17 protein-coding genes and 1 pseudogene are annotated in these 25,179 nt (G+C 72.1%); 12 read left to right on the top strand and 6 right to left on the bottom strand.

What is annotated here, in order from left to right; translation table 11 throughout:
- Positions 1 to 90: 90 nt before the first annotated feature.
- The 5 genes and pseudogenes from FF041_RS19300 to FF041_RS19280 form a co-directional block, all read left to right on the top strand.
- Positions 91 to 975, top strand: a complete 885-nt coding sequence (locus FF041_RS19300; RefSeq protein ID WP_323392161.1) for a Cgl0159 family (beta/alpha)8-fold protein — start codon at positions 91 to 93, stop codon at positions 973 to 975.
- A 105-nt stretch (positions 976 to 1,080) separates the two neighbouring features.
- Positions 1,081 to 1,980: a 5-deoxy-glucuronate isomerase gene (gene iolB, locus FF041_RS19295; protein WP_153523953.1), complete on the top strand. Its 900-nt coding sequence runs from the start codon at positions 1,081 to 1,083 to the stop codon at positions 1,978 to 1,980.
- Positions 1,980 to 3,941: a 3D-(3,5/4)-trihydroxycyclohexane-1,2-dione acylhydrolase (decyclizing) gene (iolD, locus tag FF041_RS19290; protein ID WP_153523952.1), complete on the top strand. Its 1,962-nt coding sequence runs from the start codon at positions 1,980 to 1,982 to the stop codon at positions 3,939 to 3,941. The genes iolB and iolD overlap by 1 nt, the downstream gene beginning before the upstream one ends.
- Positions 3,942 to 3,981: 40 nt before the next feature.
- On the top strand, positions 3,982 to 5,484 hold the full coding sequence (gene mmsA / locus FF041_RS19285; RefSeq protein ID WP_153523951.1) for a CoA-acylating methylmalonate-semialdehyde dehydrogenase: 1,503 nt from the start codon (positions 3,982 to 3,984) through the stop codon (positions 5,482 to 5,484).
- Between the two features lie 142 nt (positions 5,485 to 5,626).
- Positions 5,627 to 6,199: pseudogene (locus FF041_RS19280) on the top strand (DUF4291 domain-containing protein); the annotation flags it as partial.
- A gap of 150 nt (positions 6,200 to 6,349) precedes the next feature.
- Here the strand turns inward: FF041_RS19280 and FF041_RS19275 are convergent.
- Positions 6,350 to 7,543, bottom strand: a complete 1,194-nt coding sequence (locus tag FF041_RS19275; RefSeq protein WP_407698171.1) for a S8 family peptidase — start codon at positions 7,541 to 7,543, stop codon at positions 6,350 to 6,352.
- Between the two features lie 380 nt (positions 7,544 to 7,923).
- Between FF041_RS19275 and FF041_RS19270 the strand changes: the two genes are divergently transcribed.
- Both FF041_RS19270 and FF041_RS19265 read left to right on the top strand, forming a co-directional pair.
- The gene (locus FF041_RS19270) at positions 7,924 to 10,689 is read left to right on the top strand and encodes an alpha/beta fold hydrolase (protein WP_153523948.1); all 2,766 of its coding nucleotides are present in this window, start codon (positions 7,924 to 7,926) and stop codon (positions 10,687 to 10,689) included.
- A complete protein-coding gene (locus FF041_RS19265) occupies positions 10,686 to 11,546 on the top strand; it encodes an ABC transporter permease (RefSeq protein ID WP_323392156.1) in 861 nt (286 codons plus the stop codon). Before FF041_RS19270 ends, FF041_RS19265 begins: the two co-directional genes overlap by 4 nt.
- Before the next feature lie 91 nt (positions 11,547 to 11,637).
- Here the strand turns inward: FF041_RS19265 and FF041_RS19260 are convergent, their stop codons facing one another.
- Complete coding sequence (locus tag FF041_RS19260) at positions 11,638 to 13,029, bottom strand: sporulation protein (RefSeq protein WP_153523947.1); 1,392 nt, start codon at positions 13,027 to 13,029, stop codon at positions 11,638 to 11,640.
- Between the two features lie 329 nt (positions 13,030 to 13,358).
- Here FF041_RS19260 and FF041_RS19255 point away from each other — a divergent pair, with 329 nt between their 5' ends.
- Both FF041_RS19255 and FF041_RS19245 read left to right on the top strand, forming a co-directional pair.
- A complete protein-coding gene (locus FF041_RS19255) occupies positions 13,359 to 15,125 on the top strand; it encodes an asparagine synthetase B family protein (protein WP_194292090.1) in 1,767 nt (588 codons plus the stop codon).
- Positions 15,126 to 15,386: 261 nt separating this feature from the next.
- Positions 15,387 to 16,706: a UDP-glucose dehydrogenase family protein gene (locus FF041_RS19245; protein ID WP_153523945.1), complete on the top strand. Its 1,320-nt coding sequence runs from the start codon at positions 15,387 to 15,389 to the stop codon at positions 16,704 to 16,706.
- A 75-nt stretch (positions 16,707 to 16,781) separates the two neighbouring features.
- Here FF041_RS19245 and FF041_RS19240 read toward each other — a convergent pair whose 3' ends face one another.
- Complete coding sequence (locus FF041_RS19240; protein WP_153523944.1) at positions 16,782 to 17,657, bottom strand: LLM class flavin-dependent oxidoreductase; 876 nt, start codon at positions 17,655 to 17,657, stop codon at positions 16,782 to 16,784.
- Between the two features lie 171 nt (positions 17,658 to 17,828).
- On the opposite strand from FF041_RS19240, the gene FF041_RS19235 reads away from it, so the two are divergent.
- Positions 17,829 to 19,367, top strand: coding sequence for a flavin-containing monooxygenase (locus FF041_RS19235; protein WP_323392154.1), 1,539 nt, complete (start codon positions 17,829 to 17,831; stop codon positions 19,365 to 19,367).
- An 84-nt stretch (positions 19,368 to 19,451) separates the two neighbouring features.
- Here the strand turns inward: FF041_RS19235 and FF041_RS19230 are convergent, their stop codons facing one another.
- Positions 19,452 to 20,366 (bottom strand): AurF N-oxygenase family protein, encoded by a 915-nt coding sequence (locus FF041_RS19230; protein WP_323392152.1) that lies wholly within the window; start codon positions 20,364 to 20,366, stop codon positions 19,452 to 19,454.
- Between the two features lie 220 nt (positions 20,367 to 20,586).
- On the opposite strand from FF041_RS19230, the gene FF041_RS19225 reads away from it, so the two are divergent.
- Positions 20,587 to 22,422 (top strand): acyl-CoA dehydrogenase family protein, encoded by a 1,836-nt coding sequence (locus FF041_RS19225; protein WP_323392150.1) that lies wholly within the window; start codon positions 20,587 to 20,589, stop codon positions 22,420 to 22,422.
- 243 nt (positions 22,423 to 22,665) lie between these two features.
- Positions 22,666 to 23,700 carry an NAD(P)-dependent alcohol dehydrogenase gene (locus FF041_RS19220; RefSeq protein ID WP_153523943.1) on the top strand — a complete coding sequence of 345 codons (1,035 nt, stop codon included), beginning with the start codon at positions 22,666 to 22,668 and terminating at the stop codon, positions 23,698 to 23,700.
- 37 nt (positions 23,701 to 23,737) lie between these two features.
- On the opposite strand, the gene FF041_RS19215 is transcribed toward FF041_RS19220, so the two are convergent.
- Positions 23,738 to 23,854 (bottom strand): SAM-dependent methyltransferase, encoded by a 117-nt coding sequence (locus tag FF041_RS19215; RefSeq protein ID WP_153480466.1) that lies wholly within the window; start codon positions 23,852 to 23,854, stop codon positions 23,738 to 23,740.
- Positions 23,855 to 23,896: 42 nt separating this feature from the next.
- A complete protein-coding gene (locus FF041_RS19210; protein ID WP_153523942.1) occupies positions 23,897 to 24,961 on the bottom strand; it encodes a type III polyketide synthase in 1,065 nt (354 codons plus the stop codon).
- Between the last annotated feature and the right edge of the window lie 218 nt (positions 24,962 to 25,179).

Below are 25,179 nucleotides of genomic sequence, written 5' to 3'. Positions count from 1 at the left end.
CCCCGCCCCGGCGTCCCCCGCCTCAGCGCCTCCCGCGCCCGCGCCCGCGCCTCCTGTGTCCCCCGCCCCCGAGGCCGCCGGGGGCCTGTCGTGACCCGCGTCGACATCGCCGAGCTCGTCGGCATCCGCACCCGGCACCCCGAGGCCGTCGCCGAGGCCGCCGCCCGCCGCCGCAGAAGGTCCCGGCTCGTCGGCGAGAGCGGACGGCTGATGATCGTCGCCGCCGATCACCCCGCCCGTGGCGCGCTCTCCGTCGGTCAGAGCCCGCTCGCCATGGCCAACCGGCTCGACCTGCTGGAACGGCTCTGCCTCGCGCTCTCCCGCCCCGGGGTCGACGGCGTCCTCGCCACCGCCGACATCCTTGATGACCTGCTGCTGCTCGGCGCGCTCGACGACAAGATCGTCATGGGGTCGATGAACCGAGGCGGCCTCGCGGGCGCCTCCTTCGAGCTGGACGACCGCTTCACCGGGCACCGCGCCCAGGATCTGGACCGGCTCGGCTTCGACGCGGGCAAACTGCTGCTCCGCATCGACTACCAGGACCCCGGCTCCGTGGACACCCTGCACACCACCGCCCGCGTGGTGGACGAGATGGCCGAACGCCGGCTGCCCGTCTTCATCGAGCCGTTCATCTGCCACCGGACCGACGGCCGCCTCCGCACCGATCTCAGCGCCGAAGCGGTCACCCGGTCGATCGCCATCGCCTCCGGACTGGCCGGGACCTCCGCGTACACCTGGCTGAAGGTCCCCGTCACCGAGAACCCCGACGACATGGCGGCGGTGATGGAGACCTCCACCCTCCCCGCGGTCATCCTCGGCGGTGAGATCGGCCGCGACCAGGACGGGGCGTACGAGAAGTGGCGCACCGCGCTGCGGCTGCCGACCGTGCAGGGCCTGGCGGTGGGGCGCTCGCTGCTCTACCCGGTGGACGGCGATGTGGCGGGCGCGGTCGACACGGCCGTAGGGCTGCTCTGACGAGCACGGTTGAACGGATACAGCCGGATACAGCGGTACCAGGGAGCACCGCGGGTATCACGGGTAATACGGGTATACGGGTATCACGGGGTATACGGAGAGGTCATGAGCACCGACGAAGCGCGCGAACCGGCCGGGCGCGACCGGTATGTACCGGCGGGCAGCGCGGCCCAGGGCCCGTACGCCCTCCGGATCGACCCCGAGCGGGCCGGCTGGGCCCACTCCGCCCTGCGGATACTGGAACTGACGCCCGGCCAGTCGCACACACTGGACACCGGGGAGAGCGAGTGGATCGTGCTGCCGCTCAGCGGCGGCTGCACCGTGACGACGGAGGGCGCGTCCTTCGAACTCCTGGGCAGAGCGAGTGTATTCGGCGGGGTCACGGACTTCGCCTATCTGCCGCGCGATGCCCGGGCCCAGATCACCTCCGGCGCGGGAGGCCGCTTCGCCCTGGCAGGAGCGAAGTGCGAGCGACGACTCCCCGCTCGCTACGGCCCCGCGCCGGAGGTACCGGTCGAGCTGCGCGGCGCGGGCGGCTGCTCGCGCCAGGTCAACAACTTCGCCGCGGCCGGCGTCTTCGAGTGCGACCGGCTGATCGCGGTCGAAGTGCTCACCCCCGGCGGCAACTGGTCCTCCTATCCGCCGCACAAACACGACGAACACCGGCCGGGCGTCGAATCCGAGCTGGAGGAGATCTACTACTTCGAGATCGACCAGGGCGGCCTCGGCTACCACCGGGTCTCCCCGTCCCGCCCGGGCGGCACCGACGTCCTCGCCGAGGTGCGCACCGGGGACGCGGTGCTCATCCCGGACGGCTGGCACGGCCCGTCCATCGCCTCCCCCGGCCGCGCCATGTACTACCTCAATGTGATGGCGGGACCGGGCCCGGACCGTGAGTGGCTGATCTGCGATCACCCGGACCACGGCTGGGTCCGTGACACCTGGTCCGCCCAGCCCGTCGACCCGCGGCTGCCGCTGTACCCGGCGGCAGAGGAAGGTGCCTGATGACCACGCCGACTCCGCCGACTCCGCCGACTCCGCAGGCCACGCCGACTCCGCAGGCCACGCGGACCACGCGCCGGCTCACCGTCGCCCAGGCCCTCGTCACCTTCCTCAGCCGCCAGTACAGCGAGCGCGACGGCCGCCGGCACCGGCTGATCGGCGCGACCTGGGGCATCTTCGGCCACGGCAATGTGGCCGGGATCGGCCAGGCGCTGCTGGAGTCCGGGACCGGCCCCGACGCCCCGATGCCGTACTACCAGGGCCGTAACGAACAGGCCATGGTGCACGCCGCCGTGGGGTACGCCCGGCAGTCCCGCAGGCTCTCCGCGCACGCGGTCACCACCTCCATCGGCCCCGGCGCGACCAATCTGGTCACCGGCGCGGCGCTCGCCACCGTCAACCGGCTGCCGGTGCTGCTGCTGCCCGGGGACGTGTTCGCCACCCGGCCCGCCGATCCCGTGCTCCAGCAGCTCGAAGTGTTCGGCGCGGGAGACGTCTCGGTCAACGACGCCCTGCGGCCGGTCTCCCGCTACTTCGACCGGATCACCCGCCCCGAGGCGCTGATCCCGGCGGCGCTCCAGGCGATGCGGGTGCTCTCCGACCCCGCCGAGACGGGCGCGGTGACCCTGGCGCTGCCGCAGGACGTGCAGGCCGAGGCGTATGACTGGCCGGAGGAGTTCTTCGCCGAGCGGGTCTGGCGGGTGGCCCGCCCCCGGCCGGACGCCGACGCGCTCGCCGAGGCCCGGCGGGCGCTGGCGGCGGCGTGCCGTCCGCTGATCGTGGCGGGCGGCGGCGTCCACCACAGCGAGGCCGAGGACGCGCTGCGCGCCTTCGCCGACGCGACCGGTATCCCGGTCGCCGCCACCCAGGCGGGCAAGGGCTCGCTGCCCCATGACCACCCCTGCGATGTGGGCGCGATCGGTCACACGGGCACCGCGACCGCCGATGAACTGGCCCGCACCGCGGATCTGGTGCTCGGCGTGGGCACCCGCTGGACGGATTTCACCACGGCGTCGTCGACGCTCTTCCAGAATCCGGCCGTCCGCTTCCTGAACGTCAACATCGCGTCGTTCGACGCCCACAAGATGGCCGGGCTCGCTCTGGTCGCCGATGCCCGCGCGGCTCTCGGCGAGCTCGGCGGGGACCCCGGCGGACCGGCCGGGGGCTTTTGTGTGGAGTCGTCGTACCAGGCGGAGTACCGCGCGGCGAAGGAGCGCTGGGAGAGCCGGGTGACCGCCGCCTACGCGGCGGACGACCCCTCCGCCCGCCCCACCCAGACCCAGGTCCTCGGCGCTCTGGACGCCCTGGTCACCGGCGACGACATCCTGATCAACGCGGCGGGCTCCCTCCCCGGGGACCTCCATAAGCTCTGGCGGGCCCGCTCGGCCGATCAGTACCACGTCGAGTACGGATACTCCTGTATGGGATACGAGATCCCCGCGGCCATCGGCGTCGGGATGGCGGCCCCGGACCGCCCCGTATGGGCGCTCGTCGGCGACGGCACCTATCTGATGAACCCCACCGAGATCGTCACCGCCGTCCAGGAGAACATCCCCGTGAAGGTGGTGATCCTCCAGAACCACGGCTACGCCTCGATCGGCGGCCTCTCCGAGTCGGTCGGCTCGGAGCGGTTCGGCACGGCCTACCGTCACCGCGCCCCGGACGGCACCTACACCGGCGATCCGCTGCCCGTGGACCTGGCCGCCAACGCCGCCTCGCTCGGACTGCGGGTCATCCGCGCGAAGACCATCGGTGACCTGCGGGAAGCCCTCGCCGAGGCGCGCGCGGCCACGGTCCCGACAGGTGTCTATGTGGAGACCGAAACGGCAGACACTGTGTCGGGCCCGCCCCCCGCACAGGCGTGGTGGGATGTTCCGGTGGCCGAGACCGCGACCCGCGCGTCCGCGGCCCGGGCCCGGCGGGAGTACGAGCGGCACATCGCAGCCCGGCGCCGCCATCTGTGAGCACACTGGGCCTATGGCATCTGTGAAGGAGCCTTCCGTCATGACGAAGACCGTCAACCACTGGATCGGCGGAAAGACCGCCGAGGGCGCGTCCGGCAACTGGGGCCCGGTCACCGACCCCGCGACCGGTGCGGTCACCACCCGGGTCGCGCTGGCCTCGGCCGACGAGGTCGCCTCCGCCGTCGCCGCCGCGAAGGAGGCGTACGTCTCCTGGGGCCAGTCCTCGCTGGCCCAGCGCACCGCCGTCCTCTTCCGCTACCGCGCCCTGCTGGACGCCCGCCGGGACGACATCGCGGCGCTGATCACCGCCGAGCACGGCAAGGTGCACTCCGACGCGCTCGGCGAGGTCGCGCGCGGTCTGGAGATCGTGGAGCTGGCCTGCGGGATCACCAGCCAGCTCAAGGGCGAGCTCTCCACCCAGGTCTCCAGCCGGGTCGACGTCGCCTCGATCCGCCAGCCGCTCGGGGTGGTCGCGGGCATCACCCCGTTCAACTTCCCGGCGCTGGTGCCGATGTGGATGTTCCCGCTGGCGATCGCCTGTGGGAACACCTTCGTCCTCAAGCCCAGCGAGAAGGACCCCTCGGCGGCGAATCTCCTCGCCGAGCTGGCCGCCGAGGCGGGGCTGCCCGACGGTGTGCTCAATGTGGTCCACGGCGACAAGGTCGCGGTGGACGCGCTGCTGGCGCACCCGGACGTGGCGGCGGTCTCCTTCGTCGGCTCGACCCCCATCGCCCGCTATATCCACACCACCGCCACCGCCCACGGCAAGCGGGTCCAGGCGCTCGGCGGGGCCAAGAACCATATGCTCGTCCTCCCCGACGCGGACCTGGACGCGGCGGCGGACGCCGCGGTCTCGGCCGCGTACGGCTCGGCGGGCGAGCGCTGTATGGCGATCTCCGCGGTCGTGGCGCTGGACTCCATCGCCGACGAGCTGGTGGCGAAGATCCGCGAGCGCGCCGAGAAGATCAGGATCGGCCCCGGCGACGACCCGTCCTCCGAGATGGGCCCGCTGATCACCAGGGCGCACCGGGACAAGGTGGCCTCCTATGTGACGGGAGCGGCGGCCCAGGGCGCTCAGGTGGTGCTCGACGGCACCGGCTATACGGTCGAGGGGTACGAGGAAGGCCACTGGATCGGCCTCTCGCTGCTCGACCGGGTGTCCACCGACTCCGACGCCTACCGCGACGAGATCTTCGGCCCGGTGCTCTGTGTGCTGCGGGCGGCGACCTACGAGGAGGGCCTGGCGCTGATCAACGCCTCGCCGTTCGGCAACGGCACCGCCGTCTTCACCCGCGACGGCGGCGCGGCGCGGCGCTTCCAGCTGGAGGTCGAGGCGGGCATGGTCGGGGTGAACGTCCCGATCCCGGTCCCGGTCGGCTACCACTCCTTCGGCGGCTGGAAGGACTCGCTCTTCGGCGACCACCACGTCTACGGCAACGACGGGGTGCACTTCTACACCCGCGGCAAGGTCGTCACCACCCGCTGGCCGGACCCCTCCGAGCCCCACACGGGCGTGGACCTGGGCTTCCCCCGCAACCACTAGAACGGAAGCTCCCGGGGCCCCGGGGGCGACTGCTGCCAGGGCCCGAGCACGGGACGATCACGACCGGCCGGACGCCACGGCCGGGGAGCCGGGCGGAAAAACGATTGGCCCGGACTCCCCGGCGGCGCGCACCCTGGAGCGCATGGACGAACCCCTGCGCCGTATCCGTGCGCTCCACACCGACACGACCATCACCGTCTACCAGGCGTACAGCCCCGCGATCGGCGTCCCGGCGGCGCGGGACGGGCGGTTTCCCGCGGTCTGGAAGCGGGACCGGATGACCTGGATCAAGCCGTCGTTCCTGTGGATGATGTACCGCTGCGGCTGGGGGCTGAAGCAGGATCAGGAGACCGTACTGGCCGTCGAGATCAGCCGCGAGGGCTTCGACTGGGCGCTGCGCAACTCCTGCCTCTCCCACTACTCCGGCGAGCTCCACGGCGACCGGGCCTCCTGGAAGCGCGAGCTGCGGCGCTCGCCCGCGCGGGTGCAGTGGGATCCCGAGCGCGATATCCGGCTGCTGCCGCTGCCCCATCGCTCGCTTCAGCTGGGGCTCGCGGGGGAGGCGTCCCGGCGGTACGCGGACGAGTGGACGGTCTCGGTCACCGATGTGACGCCGCTGGCGCACCGGATCCACGCGTTGGTGCGGGAGGGCGAGATCGAACGGGCCACGGCGATGCTCCCCGACGAGCGGCCCTACAGCCCCGAGGACACCCCCGCGGACACCCTCGCGGAGACGGGAAAGACCCCCGGACGCGGCGGTGCCGGCCACGTCCGGGGGCATTCGGAGGCTGATCGTCCGTTCGGATCGGAAGCCCGATCGGAAGTCGGTTCGGACTTCCGATCAGAAGTCGGATCAGAAGTCGGATCAGAAGATCGAGTGGAGCAGCTTGTTCGGTGAACCGGTGCGCGGGTCGGTGACCTTGTTGTTGGTCGCGTTGTTCACGATCGCGTCCCGGATCTGGGCCGGGGTCGCGGCCGGGTTCGCCGCCAGATGGAGGGCGGCGACGCCCGCCACATGCGGGGCGGCCATCGAGGTGCCCGAGATGGTGTTGGTGGCGGTGTTGTTGGTGCCCCAGGCGGAGGTGATGCTCACCCCGGGGGCGAAGAGGTCCAGGCAGGTGCCGAAGTTCGAGAAGGAGGCCCTGCGGTCGGTACGGTCCGTCGCGCCCACGGTGATCGCCTGGGGGACCCGGGCGGGGGAGTAGTTGCAGGCGTTCTGCGGGGTGCCGAAGATGTCTCCGTTGCCCGCGGCGACGGCGTAGCTGATACCGGCGGCGATGGAGCGCTGCACGGCGCTGTCCAGGGTGGCGTTCGCGCCGCCGCCCAGGCTCATATTCGCCACGGCGGGCTTGCGGGCGTTGGCGGTCACCCAGTCGACGCCCGCGATCACGCCCGCGTTCGTACCGGAGCCCTGGCAGTTCAGCACCCGTACGGCGATCAGATTGACGTTCTTGGCCACACCCCAGGTGGTTCCGCCGACCGTGCCGGCGACATGGGTGCCGTGGCCGTTGCAGTCCTGGCCGTTCTGGCCGCCGCCCACCGTGTCGGTGCCGACGCTCGCACGTCCGCCGAGGTCGGTGTGGGCGGTGCGGATGCCGGTGTCGATGATGTACGCGTTCACGCCCGCGCCGGTCGCGTTATAGGTGTACGTCGTCGACAGCGGCAGATCGCGCTGGTCGATGCGGTCGATGCCCCAGGTCGCGTTCGTCTGGGTGGCGCTGAGGCTGACCCTGGAGTCCTGCTCGACGTAGGAGACGCGCGGGTCGGCTGCGAGCTTCGCGGCCTTCGCGGCGGACATCTTCGCGGAGAAGCCCTTGAGGGCGCTGCGGTAGGTGTACTTCGGCGTGACGCCCAGGTCGGCGGCGCGCGTCGAGCCGTCCTTGAGGACGACGATCCAGCTGTCGGGTAGGGCGGTTGCCGTGGGGGCGAGACGCAGATCGCCGCCGGGCGCGGTGGTGCTGTGCGCGCTGGGCGATACGGCGAACTGGAGACCGGCGGCGAGGACTACCGCGGGGAGCAGTGTGCCTAACCGGAGGGCCGTGGTTCTCATCTCGTGCACCTGACCTTTCGTTGACCGGATCACGGGCAAGTACGGGTGTGCTGGGTGCCTGGAGGTGCGGACGTGCCGGGATAGCTTGTCGTGTCATGTGACATGACACAAGAGCCTTGTCGCGGGATTCCCTCGCCGGATTGGGCGGGCCGGCGGGCGCGCTCGGGCGCAGGGCCCGCGCCATGGAACAGGCCCCCGCACGCCCGGCACCCCTTGAGGCGCAGGCCCCCCGCATGCGTTGGCGTACCGCGTTGGCGTACCGCGTTGGCGTGGGGCAGGGCCGTACCGCGTTCGCCGTACGGCCCTGCCCCGGTCTACTCCTCAGGGAGGCCCCCATCTCCCCCTGACGGCAGCCGATCCTCACAGCCGCGCCGTTTAAGGTTTCCAGCATGCAGATCCGACTCCCCCGGCCACGCCGGCGCGGCCGATGGCTCGCCGGCGCCGCCGCCCTCGCGGTCCTCGCCGGCGCGGGCACCTGGACCGCGGTCGCCGATGACAGCGCCCCGCCCGTGCACCGCGAGGACCGGGTGCGGAGCATGCCGGGGGCGGAGATCGACACGTCGTACTTCACCGCGGGCGAAGCGGACCGCCGCCGGCCGGCGGTCCTGCTCGGCCATGGCTTCGGCGGCAGCAAGGACGATGTACGCGCCCAGGCCGAGCGGCTGGCCCGCGACGGCTACGCGGTGCTGACCTGGTCCGCCCGCGGCTTCGGCGCCTCCACCGGACAGATCGGCCTCAACGATCCCGACGCCGAGGTCAAGGACGTCTCCCGGCTGATCGACTGGCTGGCCGAGCGCCCCGAGGTCCAGCTCGACTCCGCGGGCGACCCCCGCGTCGGCGTCGCCGGATCCTCCTACGGCGGCGCGGTCTCCCTGCTGGCGGCCGGATACGACCAGCGCGTGGACGCCATCGCCCCCGCCCTCACCTACTGGAACCTCGACGACGCCCTGTTCCCCGAAGGCGTCTTCAAAAAGCTGTGGGCGGGCGTCTTCTTCACCACCGGCGCGACCACCGCGCCCGGCAGCGTCCCCTCCCGCGACGCCCCCTCCCGCGACGCCCCCGCCCAGAACCGCCCGGACGGCCCGCCGTCCCGTGGCGCCGAAGGCCGGGCCGCGGCGGGCCCCGCCAACCCGCAGGGGTGCGGACGGTTCCAGCCCGAGCTCTGCGCCATGTACGAACGCGTCGCCGTCGCCGGGCGGCCCGACGCCGCGGCCCGCGACCTCCTCGAAAGCCGCAGCCCCTCCGCCGTGGGCGACCGCATCAAGGTCCCCGCCCTGATCATCCAGGGCCAGTCCGACTCGCTCTTCCCGCTCTCGCACGCCGACGCCATGGCCGAGCGGATCGCCGCCAACGGGGCGCCCGTCGCCGTCGACTGGATCTCCGGCGGCCACGACGGCGGCGACCTGGAGGCCGGCCGCGTCGAGAGCCGGGTCACGGCCTGGTTCGACCGGTACCTCAAGCAGGACGAGGGCGCGGAGACCGGCCCCGCCTTCCGGGTCAGCCGCACCGGCGGAGTCGACTCCACCGACGGCCAGGCCACCCTGCGCGGCGCCCACGGCAGCCGCTACCCGGGCCTGCGGGGCGAGAGCCGGAACATCCCCCTCACCGTCGGCGAGCAGAGCTTCGCCAACCCGGCCGGAGCCGCCCCGCCCGCCATCTCCGCCGTCCCCGGCCTCAGTGGCGGGCTCGGACAGTTCTCCTCCCTCGGCGTCGGCCTCTCCCTCGACTTCCCCGGCCAGCACGCCCGCTTCGAATCCCGCCCGCTGGAACGCCCGTTGCGGATCACCGGCTCGCCGACCGTCCGCCTCAAGGTCGCCTCCACCACCGGAGCGGCGGTCCTCTTCGGCAAGGTGTACGACGTGGGCCCCGACGGCCGCCGGCAGGTGCTGCCCTCCCAGCTCGTCGCCCCCATCCGGGTCGACGACGCCCGCCAGGGCAAGGAGGTCACCCTCACCCTGCCCGCCGTGGACTACGAGGTCGTCGCCGGGCACCGGCTGCGGCTGGTGCTCTCCGCGACCGACCTCGGCTACGCCTCACCGGCCGCCCCCGCCCGCTACACCGTCGCCGTCACCGGCTCCGGCGAGCTCACCGTGCCCACCGCGCCCGGGGTGCGGACCCAGGCCGCCGGACTGCCCTGGTGGACCTGGGCGCTCCCGGTCGCGGGCGCGGCCGTCGCCGCCCTGCTGCTGGTGACCGCCCGCAGAAGGACCAAGGCCCCCGCCCCCGATCCGGCGCTCGCGGACGTCCCCCTGGAGATCACCGGCCTCACCAAGCGGTACGCCGGGTCCGCCGACCGCTACGCCGTCCAGCAGCTCTCCTTCCGCGTCGACAAGGGCCAGGTCCTCGGACTGCTCGGCCCCAACGGCGCGGGCAAGACCACCACCCTGCGGATGCTGATGGGCCTGATCCGGCCCGACGAGGGCGAGATCCGCGTCTTCGGCCATGCGATCCGCCCCGGCACGCCCGTGCTCTCCCGGGTCGGCGCGTTCGTCGAGGGCGCCGGATTCCTGCCCCATCTCTCGGGCCGCGACAATCTGGAGCTGTACTGGCGGGCCACCGGACGCCCCGCCGCCGACGCCCATATCGACGAGGCCCTGGAGATCGCCGGACTCGGCGACGCCCTCGCCCGCGCGGTGCGCACGTACTCGCAGGGCATGCGCCAGCGGCTCGCCATCGCCCAGGCCATGCTCGGCATGCCGGATCTGCTGATCCTCGATGAGCCGACCAACGGCCTCGACCCGCCGCAGATCCGCGAGATGCGGGACGTGATGATCCGGTACGCGGCCGGCGGCCGTACCGTCATCGTCTCCAGCCACCTCCTCTCCGAGGTCGAGCAGTCCTGCACCCATCTGGTGGTCATGGACCGGGGCCGGCTGGTGCAGGCAGGCCCGGTCGCGGAGATCACCGGCGGGAGCGACACCCTGCTCGTCACCACCGCCGCCGAGCTCTCCGATCCGCTGGTGGAGAAGATCGCCGCACTGCCGGGGATCGGATCGGCCGTACGGACGGAGGAAGGGCTGCTGGTACGGCTCGACGGGGCGAGCTCCACCGAGCTGATCGGCGAACTCGTCCGGCTGGACGTGCCGCTGACCGGGGCCGGACCGCACCGCCGCCTCGAAGACGCCTTCCTCACCCTGATCGGAGGGTCCGCGTGAGCACGCTGACCGACTCGGCCCCCGGCTACCGCGCCCGGCGCACCCTGCCGCTGCGCGTGGAGGCCGTACGGCAGCTGAAGCGCCGCCGGACCATGGTGATGGCCGGAATCCTGGCGGCGCTGCCCCTGGTGCTGCTGGTCGCCTTCGCCATCGGCGGCTCCCCCGGCGGCGACGGGCCGGACGACCGCATCACCCTGATGGACACGGCCACTGCCTCGGGCGTCAACTTCGCCGCCACCTGTCTGTTCGCCTCGGCGGGCTTTCTGCTGGTGATCCCGGTGGCCCTGTTCCACGGGGACACGGTCGCCTCGGAGGCCAGCTGGTCCTCGCTGCGCTATCTGCTGGCGGCGCCCGTCCCGCGCGCCCGGCTGCTCTGGTCCAAGCTGGCGGTGGCGCTCGGCTTCAGCGCGGCGGCGATGGCGCTGCTGCCGCTGATCGCTCTGGCGGTGGGCACGGCCGCCTACGGCTGGGGGCCGCTGGAGCTGCCCACGGGCGGCTCCCTCGCCGCCGGCCGGACGCTGGCGAGGCTGGCGCTGGCGGCGGCTTTCATCTTCGTCTCCCAACTGGTCACCGCGGGGCTGGCGTTCTGGCTCTCCACCAAGACCGACGCACCGCTGGGCGCGGTCGGCGGGGCGGTCGGACTGACGATCGTGGGCAATGTGCTGGACGCGGTCACCGCCCTCGGCGGCTGGCGCGAGGCGCTCCCCGCCCACTGGCAGTTCGCCTGGATCGACGCGCTCCAGCCGCAGCTGGAGTGGGGCGGCATGATCAAGGGCGCGGCGGTCTCCGTCACCTATGCGCTGGTGCTCTTCGCACTCGCCTTCAGGAACTTCGCCCGCAAGGACATCGTGTCCTGAGGGATCCTGAGGCGGCGAGCAGCTCGCAGACCCGGTGGCTGTGGGTACGCGCGGACATGCCGGGCTCGGCGACGATGATGCGGAACCGCGGTCAGGCGGTGATGCCGAGTTCGGTGCGGGTGCGGTGGATGAAGTCGCGGGCGGCCGGCTCACGTCGCCAGGGGACCAGGGCGGCGTTGAACTCGCGTACGTAGTCCTTGGCCCGGGAGGACTGGACGCGGGCGAGGATGTCGACGGACCGGTTTCCGAAGTCGAGGCCCTGGTCGAGGTCGCGGGCCTGGAGATGGGCGGTTCCCACGATCGCCAGCCGCATGCCGACCGATCGGGTGAACAACCCCGGGGGCATCGCGACGGCCTGCTGGTTCCAGGCCAGGGCTGCCTTGGGCTTCTTCAGATCCCGGAAGACCTCGGCGGCGTCCGCGGACAGGCGGGCATGGTGATAGAAGTCGATCCAGGCGGGCTCCAGGCCGCTGTCGGCGTCGGCCTGGCCGAGGAGATCTTCGGAGGCGGCCAGGGCTCGTGAGGCGGCCTTCGCGTCCCGCTCACGGGCGTGCGCGCGGGCCTCGATCAGCTTGGTGAAGGCCAGCACTCTCGGGGCGGCCTGCCCCTTGGCCCGCTCGAAGGCGGCCTGGGCCATGTCGACGGCCTCGGAGGAGAAGCCCCGCAGGAGCGACTGCATCGCCATCGTGGTCAGCACATAGCAGCCCAGCTGGACATCCCCGCCGGCCCGGGCGAGGCGGAGGGCCTGGATGAAGTGCCGTTGGGCGACGTCGTGCTGGCCGACGTCGAACGCGGTCCACCCCGCCAGTCGCGACAGCTCGGAGGTCACGGAGAACAGGTCACGGCCGACCGCGTCGGTGAAGGATCCCCGCAGCAGCGGGGCGGCCCTCTCCTGGAGACAGACGGTGACGGAGTTGGCCTTCCAGCTCCCGCCGCCGTATTTGGAGTCCCAGCGGCGGGCGTCGTCGGCCGCGTCGCGGAGTTCGTCCAGATCGCTCCGGCCGACCTGTTTGCCGCCCCGGTGGTCGGCGGCCTCGTCGGCGGGGGTGACCAGCCAGCGGGTCACGGGGGTGGTGAACGCGGATGCGGCGAAGCCGGATCCGGTCAGGAAGTCGCGGCGGTTCACGAAACTCCAGAATGAAGTGGCCACTCGGACCGCGTCACCACGGTCCCGCGGGAAATCCAACCCCACATCCGCGTCCGGTGTCTGCGCGTCGCCCATTCCGATGTCGGCGAGCGTCAACGGCCGTCCCAGCCGTTCTCCGATCGCCTGCACGAGGAACGTCGGCACCGGCCATTTGGGAATCATGCCCCGCCGGCACCAGTTCGCGATGGAGGTATGCGAGTAGTCCGTTTCGACCCCGGCCTGCTGGGCGAGCTGGTTGACCCGCAGGGCCAGAGACTTGTGGCTCGCTCCGCAGGCCTCGATGAGACGGGCCAGGGCCGCGTTGGGCGGACGCTTCCGACGACTGGTCGACGCCATCCGAACCCCCTCTTCCACCAGGCCGGCAACCGGGGGCCGCCGATGAGGAACCGCCGCGGGGCCGGTCCGCGTCGGCTGGGTGCTTTCAGCCGCCCGCGTTCCGGCTGGGCACGGAGAGCCGCACGCCTCCCCGCGTCTTCAGCCACCGAGGGTATTGCCCCGCAGGCCCCGGCGAACCCGTTTCGCGAGTGGTGAGCCCCCCTGCGAGCCCTCCCGGGCACCGGGCGCCGGCCGGTCTGATGGGCTCACAGGCCGTCGCCGGGACGCCCATGGGCTCCGGCGGTGGCCACCGCCAAGGCTCCACGACTTCACGCTCGGGGGTGAACCAGATGTGCGGAATCGCAGGACTGGCCGGAGGCGACGCCGTCCGGCACCAGAAGACCGTCGCGGCGATGGGCGACTCGCAGCACTACCGCGGCCCGGACGGCACCATGCACATCACCGGCCGGGACGGGCGGGCGGTGCTGGCCATGAACACCCTGCTGATCGTCGACCCGCAGGCCGTGACCGGCCCTTACCTGGACCGGGACACGGGGCTGCTGCTGGCCTTCAACGGCGAGATCTACAACTGGCGGTCCCAGGCGAGGGCCTGGGGCATCGAGATCGGCGAACGGGAGTCGGACGCCCACTTCGTGCTGCGGGCCTGGGCCAGGATCGGTCCGTCCTGCCTGGACGGGCTGGACGGCATGTTCGCCCTGGCCGTCTATGACCCGCGGGCCGCCACACTGTTCCTCGCCCGGGACCGGCTCGGGGAGAAGCCGCTCTACTGGCGGCTGGACGGCGGCCGGCTCGCGTTCGCCTCCGAGGTCAGCACGCTGACCGGCTACGGGTCCGCGCCGCTGGTCCTGCGGCCGGAGGTCACCGCGATCGAGACCCCGGCCGGGGTGGACACCCCGTTCCAGGGCATCCAGCTGCTGGCCCCGGCCACCCTGCTGTCCTTCGATGTCACCACCGGCTCGATCGACCAGATGACCTGGTGGCACCTGGAGGACCGGGCGCCGTTCACCGGCGCCTACACCGAAGCCCTCGCCGGGTTCTCCACGATCCTGGCCGAGCAGATCCCGCTTCGGGCGCCGTCCTGCGACTTCGCCCTCCTCCTCTCCGGCGGGCTGGACTCGGCGGTGCTGGCCTACCTGATGCGCCCGCCGGTCTGCGTCACCGTCCGCTACCGGGGTCAGGATCGCCTGGACGAGTCCTCCACCGCAGCTGTGATCGCCAGGGACATCAAGTCCGAGCTGGTCGTGGTCGAGCCGGACCATGCCGACTTCACCACGGCCCTGCCGCACATGATGCGAGCCCTGGACTACCCCATGGGCAACGCGTCCACGTTCTCCGAGCACATGGCCTACCGGAAGATCTCCGACCTCGGTCTCCGCGTTGTGGTCGGTGGGCTCGGCCCGGACGAGTTCCTGATGGGATACGTCCGCCAGGCCCTGGTCCTCTTCGGCCCCGACGCCGTCCTGAACGCGGGGCTGGAGGCCTACCGGCCGCTGGCCGTCAAACTCCTGCACACCGCAGGCGAGACCCTTGACCCTGCCGAGGCGGTCACCCGGCTGATCCTGCGCGGCCCCGACCCCGACGGCCGCGTCCGTGACCTGGTCGCCGACGCGATGGCCAGGGCCGGCGGGGACCTTGCCCGTGGTCTGACGCTGGCGGACCTGGCGACGGCCTGGAGGCCGCTGGTGATGACGAGCGACAAGCTCGCCTCCGCCTACGCCCTCGAACGCCGGTCCCCCTACCTCGCCCGGGATCTGGTCGAGTTCTCCTACCGGCTCCCCGTCGAGCACAAGATCACCGACCCCGCTCAGGGCAAACGGGTCCTTCGGGACGCCGCGAAGGCCCTCGGCCTGCCCCGGGAGATCTGGGCCGGCCGGGACAAGCTCGGCTTCGCGTCGCCGGTCCCCGCCTGGCTCAACGGCCGGCTCGCGGCCTGGACGGATGCCCAGATCAATACCGCCCTCGCCGACGCCCCGGCCTCCTTCCGGCCCCTCCTCGAAGGGGGTCTGGCCCGCGGCGGGCGGTTCGACCGCACTCGCATGCAGGCCCTCATGGCAGCCGCCTGGCTTTCGGGCCAGGCGGTCAGGGTCGCCGCATGATCCTCAGCTCCCCTCCCAGCGTGTCGGAACGCATCCCGACACCACCGCAAGCCCGGGGCCGTCCGCCGCCCGGGGAGCCGTCGTGATCAAGCTCCAGCTCTTCGCGCCCGAGCACCTCGACATTCTCACGATCCCGCCGTTCATCCGGCACGGAATCGACCGCCATCTGGCCGCCGGGCCCTCCTGATCACCCCGCCCTTCGCCGGGCGGGGCACGGGTGGGGCCGCCGACGGCGGCCCCACCCGAAGGGACACCCCGCTCATGAAGATGACCGTCATCGGTTGCGGCTACCTCGGTGCCACCCATGCAGCCTGCATGGCCGAACTCGGCCACGAGGTCCTCGGCATGGACGTGGACATCGACAAGGTCCACACCCTGAACACCGGCAAGGCCCCGTTCTTCGAGCGGGACCTGGACGGACTCCTCGCCAAGCACACCGCGTCGGGCCGGCTGAAGTTCACCGCCTCCTACCAGGAGGCCGCCGACTTCGCCGACCTGCACTTCATGGGAGTCGGCACCCCGCAGCAGCCCGGCACCGACGCCTATGACCTCAGCCACCTGTTCGACGCCGTCACCAAGCTGGCCCCCGGCCTGAACCGCCCAGCCGTGATCGCGGTCAAATCGACCGTCCCCGTCGGCACCGCCCCCCGCGTCGCCGAACTCCTCCACGGCATCGCCCCGGCGGGGAGCCTCGTCGAGGTCGCCTGGAACCCCGAGTTCCTCCGCGAGTCGTTCGCCATCGAGGACACCCTCCGTCCCGACCGGCTCGTTCTCGGCTTCCAGACGGAACACTCCTGGGCCGAGGCCCTGCTGCGGCAGGCGTTCGGAAAGATCATCGAATCGGGGACCCCGACGATCGTCACCGACTGGGCCACCGCCGAGCTCGCCAAGGGCGCCGCGAACTCCTTCCTCGCCGCCAAGATCTCCTTCATCAACGCGATGGCCGAGGTCTGCGAGAAGTCCGGCGCGAACGTCGCCGAGCTCGCCGACATCCTCGGCCACGACATCCGCATCGGCCGCCGCGGGATGCGGCCCGGCCTCGGGTTCGGCGGCGGCTGCCTGCCCAAGGACCTCCGCGGCTTCATCACCCGCGCCGATGAGCTCGATGCCGGGGACGCCGTCGGCATCCTCCGCGAAGCCGGCACCGTCAACACCCGCCGTCGCCAGCGCGTCGTCGACCTCGCCCGCGAGGAACTCGGCACCGACCTGCGGGGCAAGCGCATCACCGTCTGGGGCGCCGCCTTCAAGCCCGAGACCGACGATATCCGCGACTCACCCGCGCTGGCCGTCGCCCAGACCCTTCACCACCTCGGCGCGATCATCACCGTCACCGACCCCAAGGCCCTCGACAACGCCCGCAAACTGCACCCCGAACTCGACTATGTCGAGGACCCGATCGCCGCTGTCGAGGACTGCGACCTTCTGATTCACCTCACCGAATGGCCCCAGTTCACCCGCATCGACCCCGAATGCCTCGCCACTCGCGCCCGCGCTCCCAAGGTCATCGACGCCCGCGGCACCCTCAACGCCGACCAGTGGCGCCATGCCGGCTGGATGGTCCGAGTTCTCGGGCGCCGCTGATCCGAACCACCCGCCGTCCACAGGGACGGTAAGGGACAGTGCCTCAGGGGATCAGGGGATCAGGGGATCAGGGGATCAAGGGATCAGCGGTCGGACCTCGTCGGCCGCGAAGCGGATGAATCCCTCCGGGTCGGGTTCATCGGCCGTGGGCTGGAGGACCACGGTGTCCGCTCCCGCCTCCGTGAGCCGCTGGACGGCCCGGGCGACGGCTTTCGCGTCGCCGGCGATGCCCGGACGGGGGGAAGCCGGGTCACGGGGGCCGAGTTCGGCGCTGAGGCGGGCGGCTGCGTCGGGGCCGGTCGCGGTGTGGAGGTAGACGACCATCCGGTGCGGGCCGTCCGGTGCGCGGCCCGCCTCCGCGCGGCCCTCCGCGATGAGCAGCCGGGCCGCGCGCACATCGTCGGGGGTCGCCCGCGCGTCCAGGATCGTGCCGTCGGCGGCCTCCCCGGTGAGCCGGAGCGAGCGGGGGCCGATCGCCCCGGCGAGGACCTCGGGCGCGGTGGCGGGCGGCCAGTCGAGGGCGACGCCGTCGAGCGTCACACAGCGGCCCGCCATGGTGACCCGCTCCCCGCGCAGCAGCGCCCGCACCGCCGTCAGATGCTCGCGCAGCAGGGTGACCGGCGAGGCCGCGCGCGCCCCGACCTGGCCCATCCAGTCCTGCACTCCATGGCCCAGCCCGAGCACGAACCGCCCCGGGAAGAGCCGTTCCAGGGTCGCGGCCTCCATGGCGGTCAGCGCCGCGTTCCGCAGCGGCACCGGCAGCAGCCCGATGCCGACCCGCAGCCGCTCGGTCCAGGCGAGGGCGGCCGAGGCGCTCGCGATACCGCTCTCCAGGAAGCAGTCCTCCCAGAGCCACAGCTCTTCGAGCCCCGAAGCGTCGGCGGCACGGGCCATCGCGCGGAGCCGCTCGGGGGGCAATTGGGGGCGGAACACCACGCCGAGAGCAGTCATGGGCCCTTCCTACCCGTACTTCCCCCACGAGAACAACGGACTTACGGCCCCCGCCGGGGGCAGCCCCAGGCGAATACCCCCCGGCCCGTACCACGGTGTGCGCACCCACCGCGCATATGTGACTACCCTGAGTGCTTCGATCGGTGAGGGGCGGCCCGGAACGGGGGAGCGGTGCGGAGTACGGGGAGGGACCCGGGGCGGCATGTCCGGGTGGCGGTCGTCGGCGCGGGGTTCAGCGGGCTCGGGGCCGCCGTCCGGCTCGGTCGCGCGGGGCTGCGGGACTTCGTCGTCCTGGAGCGGGCCCCGGGCGTCGGCGGGACCTGGCGGGACAACACCTATCCGGGCTGCGCCTGCGATGTGCCGTCGCTGCTCTACTCGTACTCCTTCGCGCCGCACGCGGGCCGCTGGCCGAGGACGTTCTCCGGACAGCGGGACATCCGCGCCTATCTGGAGGCGGTGGCCGACGCCGAGGGGATCGGGCCCCATCTCCGCTTCGGCTGTGAGGTCCTGGAGATGCGATGGGACTCCGCCCGGCTCCACTGGGAGATCACCACCTCCCGCGAGAGGTGGACGGCGGATGTGGCGGTGTGCGCCGCCGGACCGCTGTCGGAGCCCGTCATCCCGCCGGTCGCGGGCCTGGACTCCTTCCCCGGGCCGGTGTTCCACTCCGCGCGCTGGGACCATACGGCCGAGCTGCGCGGCAAGCGGGTGGCGGTGATCGGGACCGGGGCGTCCGCCGTGCAGCTCGTACCGGCCCTGGCGGCGACGGCCGCCGGGGTGCGGCTCTTCCAGCGCACCCCGCCCTGGGTGCTGCCGCGCCCGGACCGCCGCGTACCGGCCGCCGAACGGCTGCTGTACGAACGCCTCCCGGCCACGGCCGCCGCGCGGCGGGCTCTGCTGTGGGGCGTACGGGAGCTGGTCACCCGGGCGTTCACCCGGCTGCCGAACGCCCTGGCCGGGTACGAGGCCCTGGCGCGGGCGCATCTGCGGTGGGCGGTCAGGGACCCCGGGCTGCGTTCGCGGCTGACCCCGGACTACCGCATCGGCTGCAAACGGATCCTGCTCTCCAGCGCCTACTACCCGGCGCTCGTCCAGCCCCATGTGGAGACGATCGCCGCGTCGCTGGCCGAGGTGCGCGGACGGCGGCTCATCGCCGGGGACGGCACCACGACCGAGGCCGACGTGATCGTCTTCGCGACCGGCTTCCGTGCGACGGAACCGCCGATCGCCCACCGGGTGACGGGTTCCGACGGGCTGACCCTCGCCGAGACCTGGCGGGACGGCGGCATGCGGGCCCTGCGCGGGACCTCGGTCGCCGGGTTCCCGAATCTGCTGATGCTGTTGGGCCCGAACACCGGACTCGGCAACACCTCGCTGGTGCTGATGATCGAGTCCCAGCTCGACTATCTCCTGGACTATCTGCGGCTGCTGGAGGAGTACGGGGCGGCGGGGAGCGTCGCGCTCACCCCGCGTCCCGCCGCCGTACGGTCCTGGAACGCCCGGCTGGACGCCCGGCTCGGGCGCACCGTGTGGAACACCGGCGGATGCGACAGCTGGTACCGGGACGCCGAGGGGCGCAATACGACCCTGTGGCCGGGATCGACCCGGGAGTTCCGCCGCGCGGTGCGCCGGGTGGACCCGGGGGAGTACGCGCGGCTCACCCCGGCGGAGGCGGACGGCGGTCCGGACCCGGTGGCCCCGCCCGTGTGAACGGCCCGGCGGGCGGTGGAGCGGGCGCCCTCGCTCACAGGTGCCCAAGGCTCCTTCGCTCACAGGCGGATCGGACGCCCCCGCTCACAGCAGCCCCGCCGCCCGCCACAGCCCACGGCTCCGGCGGTCGAAGGCCCCGACCTCTTCGAGGAAGCCGGTGAGCCGGCCGGCCCCGGTGCGCAGCACCTCCCGGCGGTGCTCGCTGGCCCGGGTCTGCCGCAGGGCGGTGTGCCGGTCGAGCCCCGAGTCCGGGTACACCATCGGGTTGACGAAGGAGCGGACGAAGAGACGGCCGAGCTCCCCGGTGACGGCCCGGGTCAGCCCCAGCTCCAGCCGGCCGGCGCCCGCCAGCTGCCGGCGCAGCTCCTCCTTCGCGTACCGCACATGGCGGGCCTCCTCGATGACATGGATACGGGTGACCCCGCGCACCAGGGTCTGGACGCGGTCATCGGGGAAGGTCAGCCGCTGCATCCAGTCGATCACTTCCTCGCAGAGCAGGGTGAAGATCAGTGAACAGGCGGTGTTGGAAGTGGATTTGAACAGCCGGGTGAGATTGTGGGTGAAGGGTGAGACGGGGTAGACCGGGGTCCCCGACTTGGCGAGAAAGCGGGCGAACATCATCGAGTGCCGGCACTCGTCCGCCACCTCGGTCAGGGCGTAGCGCACATGGTTGCTGGCGACGGGCTTGTCATAGATATGGCGCAGCAGCAGTTGCATCACCACGATCTCGAACCAGATGCCGATCGAGGCGAGTGCCGCGCTCTCGATCCGGGCGAGCCGGTGGCGCTGCTCCTCGCTCATCCTCCGCCACAGGGGTGTGTCGTAGAGGGAGACCAGCTCCGGCGGCCAGAACCATTTGCCCGGCTCGAAGGGGGCGTCCCAGTCCAGTTCCCGGTCCGGGTCGTACGAGTGCCTGGCGCTGGCCCGCAGCAGTCGCTCGGCCACTTTCTCGCGGTCCTTGAGTGACGCGTGTCCAGTCGTGGATTCCGGTGTCTTCACAGTTTCAACGGTCCTTCGATTAAGTCATACAAACCGACCTGATGACGGGCGGATGGGGGTGAACCGCCATCGGGCAACGGTCTTTATATCGTCGTTGGAAGACCGTTTCGCTCGCTCCGTCCCACGGCCGGGTGTTCTCTCGGGGATAACGCCCCCTCATCACCCGCATGAGCGATACCTTCGGCGGTGACCAGGACACTCCAAGATCGTTGAGAGGGCCGTGTTCACCCCCGCCGACACCCCAGCCTATGCCCGTGCCGACATCGCGACCGGCGTCGCCGACCCAGCGCCGCCCGCCCGCCGTGAACTGAGCGCCGTACTGTTCAAGGACGGCCCCGCCGACGCCCATGGGCGCTGGCGGAAAATTGTTTCGACAGAGCCCTTCCGTTTCCGTCCTGAATTGCGGACCGAAGACCGCTGGGAGTTGTCCTATGCGCGCCTGCGTGTGTTCAATGAGGAAATCGAATCACCTGAAGATCTGGCTCACGACCCTCGTGCGCTCGCCGCTATGCACGAATGGGCGGCGGTCGTCGACGGAGCGCTCGCCACGGTCGCCGGGATTCATTACAACCTCTTTCTCGGCAGCCTGGTCGATGACGATTCAACGGAGCGGGACCTCCGATCCTTTGTCACACTCGTACGAACAGGAACGTTCCTCTGCACCGAGCGCGGGCATGGAAACGACGCCGCGGCCCTGGAGACGACGGCGACATACGACCGCCGCGCGAATGCCTTCGTCCTCCACACCCCGCATGAGGGCGCGCAGAAATACATGCCCAACACCAGTGCGGCCGGCGGCCCCAAGTCGGCCGTGGTCGCGGCCCGGCTCCTCGTGGACGGACGGGACCTGGGCGTCTTTCTCTTTCTTACCCCCCTGACCGATGAGCACGGCCCGCTCCCCGGGATCACCGTCGAGCGGCTCCCGGAGCGGATCGGCAGCCCGGTCGACCACTGTGTGACCGCCTTCGACCGGGTGCGGCTGCCGCGTAACGCGCTGGTCCAGGGGCCGCACGGCCGGCTGCTGCCCGACGGCGTCCTGCGCAGCGCGGTCGGCAGCCCGCGTAAACGTTTCCTGCGGGCCATCGGCCGGGTCACCGCGGGCAAGCTCTGTATGAGCGCCAGCACGCTCGGCGGCTGCCGGGCGGCGCTCGCCATCGCCGTCCGCTACGCCCACACCCGGCGGATCTCCGGCCCCACGGCGGGCAGCCGGGTCCCGCTGGCCGCCCACCGCAGCCATCACGCACGGCTGCTGAAGTCCCTGGCGACCGCGTACGCCATGACCTTTCTGCACCGTGCCGTCACCGACGCCTGGATCCGCCACGATCCGGCGGAACGCGACCGGGCCGAACGGCTGGTGGCCGTCGCCAAGGGCTGGATCACCTGGCGGGCCCGGGAGATCACCATCGAGGCGCGCGAACGGTGCGGCGCGCGGGCCCTGTTCCCCGTCAACGGCCTGGCCGAATACCCCGCCAACGCCGATGGGGCCATCACCGCCGAGGGCGACAACCTCGCCATCTGGTGCAAGGCGGGGGCCGAAATGATCTTCGGTCATACGCCCAGTGAGCCATCCGGCCACCCGGCCGCCGGCGGGGCGGAGGACCCGTCCGCCCTGCGCGACCCCGCCTTCCTGCGGGATCTGCTCGCCGTCGTGGAGCGACGCTGGCACCACCGGGCCCGGCTCAACCTCAGATCGGGGCCCTCGGGGGACTCGCTCGGCCGCTGGAACAACGCGTCCGGGGCAGCCCTCGAACTCGTCGCCGCACACGCCGCCCTCCAGGCCGCCGACGCCTTCATCGCCGCCATCGCCACGGTCCCGCACCCCGCGACCCGCGCCGTGCTCAGCGATCTCTGCGCCCTGTTCCTGCTGGACGCCGTCGCCCCCCGCGCCGGGGAGCTGCTCGCCGACGGATATCTCTCCGCCGCGCAGGTGCGCGCCCTGCCGGACGAGACCGAGGGGCTGACGGCCCGGCTCGCACCGCATCTCGCGGTGCTCGCCGACGCCTTCGCGGTACCGGAGGAGCATCTCGGGGATCTGCCGATGCTGACCGCTCCCTGACGCTCCCCGGCAGTTTCCCGGCCGTTCCCGGATCGTTCCCCGACCGGTCCCTGACCGCCGGGGAACGATCCGGTCCCGCGGGCCCGTGCCGGCCTTCGCGCCGTTCGGGCCCGCTGCCACGGTCTGCCCCTGGTCCACCGTGTGCTCCCGAAGCCCTGCCCTTGAACCACCGCATGGCCCCGAAGCCCTGCCTCTGATCCACTGAGTGTGCGCAGCCCGATTCCGTATCAAGGAGGAAACCTTATGAAGGCCGTCCAGTTCCGGGCCCATGGCCGGGGACCCGAGCTCGTCACCCTCCCCGACCCCGTGCCGGGGCCGGGTCAGGTGCTGCTCAAGGTCACCGCGGCGGGCATCTGCCACTCCGATCTGTCCCTCATGGCGGCGGAGCCGGGAACCCTGTCCTTCGCACCGCCCGTCACCCTCGGGCACGAGGCGGCCGGGGTCGTCGAAGAGCTCGGACCCGGGGCCGCCGGGGTCGCGGTGGGCGACGCGGTCGCCGTCTACGGGCCCTGGGGCTGCGGGGTCTGCCGGGCCTGCGCGGCGGGCCGGGAGAACTACTGCCCGCACGCCGCGGCCCTCGGCATCCGCCCGCCCGGCCTCGGCAGCCCCGGAGCGCTGGCCGAGTATCTGATCGTCGACCGCCCCCGGCATCTGGCGCCCCTCGACGGACTCGACCCCGTCCAGGCCGTGCCCCTCACCGACGCGGGACTCACCCCGTACCACGCCGTCGCGGAGAGCAGGCACCGGCTGCCGCCCGGCAGCACGGCGGTCGTCATCGGCGTCGGGGGCCTCGGGCATCTGGCGGTCCAGATCCTGCGCGCGCTGACCCCGGCCAGGGTCATCGCCCTCGACGTCACCGAGGAGCGGCTCTCGCTCGCCCGCTCCTCCGGCGCTCATGAAGCCCTGCTGAGCGACGACGCCGCCCCCGCCGCGCTGAGCGGCCTCACCGGCGGCATGGGCGCCGCCGCCGTCTACGACTTCGTCGCCTCGCCGGCCACCACGGCGCTGGCCGCCGGAGCGGTCGCGGCGGACGGCCATCTCGCCGTCCTCGGCATCGGCCGGGGGAGCGTGCCCGTCGCCTTCGGCTCCCTGCGCCCGGGGGTGACCGTGACGGTCCCCTACTGGGGCACCCGGCAGGATCTGCTGGACGTGCTCGCCCTGGCGCGCGCCGGACGGCTCAGCACCCGTACGGAGACCTTCTCGCTGGACCAGGCGCCGGAGGCGTACCGGCGGCTCAGCGAGGGCGGCATCGTGGGGCGGGCGGTGGTGGTGCCCTGACACCGCACCGCCCTGACACCGCCCCGACGCCGCCCGGTCAGGGCTTGCGGGCCACCGCCCCGTACATCGACCCGCCGAGGCCGTAGTCGTACACCCGTGCGGAGTGGGCGCGGCCGGTGTCGATCCGGCCCACTCCGCCCCTGTCGTGCCCCATGCCGCAGCTCCCTTTCACCACATGTGAGTCGGGAGTCCGGGCTCACTCCGCCGCGGCGGCGTCCGAGGTCCAGGTGCCCAGGGACATCTCGGCGGTGATGCCGGGTCCGAAGCCGGCCATCATGCCGCGGTGGCCGTCGAGGGCCGACGCCTCGTCGAACAGCCGGGCAAGGGCGTCGAGCACCACCGCGCTGGCTATGTTGCCGTACTCGGTGAGCGTGGCCCGGCTGAAGCGGAACGCCTCGGGCGGCACGTCGAGAAATCGGCTCAGGTCGTCCAGGATGCGCGGACCGCCCGCGTGGATGATGTAGAAGTCCAGCTTGCTGGCGTTCCACTGGTGCGCTTCCGCGAGATCGCTCAGGGCCGGAGCGAGGGGCTCCATGGTCCCGGGCACCCGCTTGTCGAGCTGGAAGTGGAAGCCGGTGGAACGGACCGCGTAGGAGATCCAGTCCTCGGTCTCCGGGATGATGTACGAGCTGTTGCGCTCCAGGCGCATTCCGGTGCCGCCGTCGCCCCGCATCACGGCGGCGGCTATCCCGTCGCCGAACAGGCCGTTGGAGAGCAGGGACCCCACGCCGAGATCGGTGGGCTGGTAGCACAGCGAGCAGAACTCGCAGGCGACGACCAGCACATTGGCGTCGGGGTACGCCGTGCAGAAGTCATGGGCCCGGTTCACCGCCGCGCCTCCCGCGGCACAGCCGAGCTGGGCGATCGGCATCTGCCGTGTCTCCGGCCGGAAGCCCATCGCGCCGATCAGCCACGCGGTCGGGGGAGGCATCATGAAGCCGGTGCAGGAGACATAGACGATCAGGTCTATCTGACGCGGTTCGATCTCCGCCTGGTCGAGCGCCTGGCGTACGACGGCCGGCACCCGGTCCTTGGTCTGCTCCTCGTAGACGACACTGCGGGCGTCGAATCCCGGGTGTCGCAGCACCTGGTCGATGGGCTGGATCAGATGTCGTTTCAGTACTCCGGTGTGTTCGATCAGCCGAAGAATCAGTTCGAGTTGCGGATGGTCGCCGTGCAACTGCTCTGCGAGTGCGAGGGTTTCCTCGTTGGTGATGACGTACTCGGGAACAGCGATCGCCGGTTTGCAGAGAACCGCCATGAATGGATCTCCTCCTGCGGATATGCTCCGCACGGCCGCGCTCCGACCGGATACGGGGCGTACCCCGGCTGACGGCGGCCACCGAGGCGCCGTCCGCGCGAGGTCGCGCGGAGGCAGCCGGTGGACCGCGGCGCCGGATTTCGCCGCCCCTGGACTGGGCCCCGGACGGGCCGACCGTCGAAGACTGAGGTCGCGCCGTACAGCGGATGATTCTCCGC

This window comes from Streptomyces jumonjinensis (genome assembly GCF_009600885.1).
Classification (GTDB): domain Bacteria; phylum Actinomycetota; class Actinomycetes; order Streptomycetales; family Streptomycetaceae; genus Streptomyces; species Streptomyces jumonjinensis.
The sequence above is the reverse complement of the archived record's forward strand: the minus strand, read 5'-3'. Positions and strand labels throughout refer to the sequence as shown.

Coding starts and splice junctions, on each gene's coding strand:
- iolB (WP_153523953.1), top strand. CDS start 1,081: ATGAGCACCGACGAAGCGCGCGAACCGGCCGGGCGCGACCGGTATGTA.
- iolD (WP_153523952.1), top strand. CDS start 1,980: ATGACCACGCCGACTCCGCCGACTCCGCCGACTCCGCAGGCCACGCCG.
- mmsA (WP_153523951.1), top strand. CDS start 3,982: ATGACGAAGACCGTCAACCACTGGATCGGCGGAAAGACCGCCGAGGGC.
- FF041_RS19270 (WP_153523948.1), top strand. CDS start 7,924: ATGCAGATCCGACTCCCCCGGCCACGCCGGCGCGGCCGATGGCTCGCC.
- FF041_RS19260 (WP_153523947.1), bottom strand. CDS start 13,029: ATGGCGTCGACCAGTCGTCGGAAGCGTCCGCCCAACGCGGCCCTGGCC.
- FF041_RS19255 (WP_194292090.1), top strand. CDS start 13,359: ATGTGCGGAATCGCAGGACTGGCCGGAGGCGACGCCGTCCGGCACCAG.
- FF041_RS19245 (WP_153523945.1), top strand. CDS start 15,387: ATGAAGATGACCGTCATCGGTTGCGGCTACCTCGGTGCCACCCATGCA.
- FF041_RS19240 (WP_153523944.1), bottom strand. CDS start 17,657: ATGACTGCTCTCGGCGTGGTGTTCCGCCCCCAATTGCCCCCCGAGCGG.
- FF041_RS19220 (WP_153523943.1), top strand. CDS start 22,666: ATGAAGGCCGTCCAGTTCCGGGCCCATGGCCGGGGACCCGAGCTCGTC.
- FF041_RS19215 (WP_153480466.1), bottom strand. CDS start 23,854: ATGGGGCACGACAGGGGCGGAGTGGGCCGGATCGACACCGGCCGCGCC.
- FF041_RS19210 (WP_153523942.1), bottom strand. CDS start 24,961: ATGGCGGTTCTCTGCAAACCGGCGATCGCTGTTCCCGAGTACGTCATC.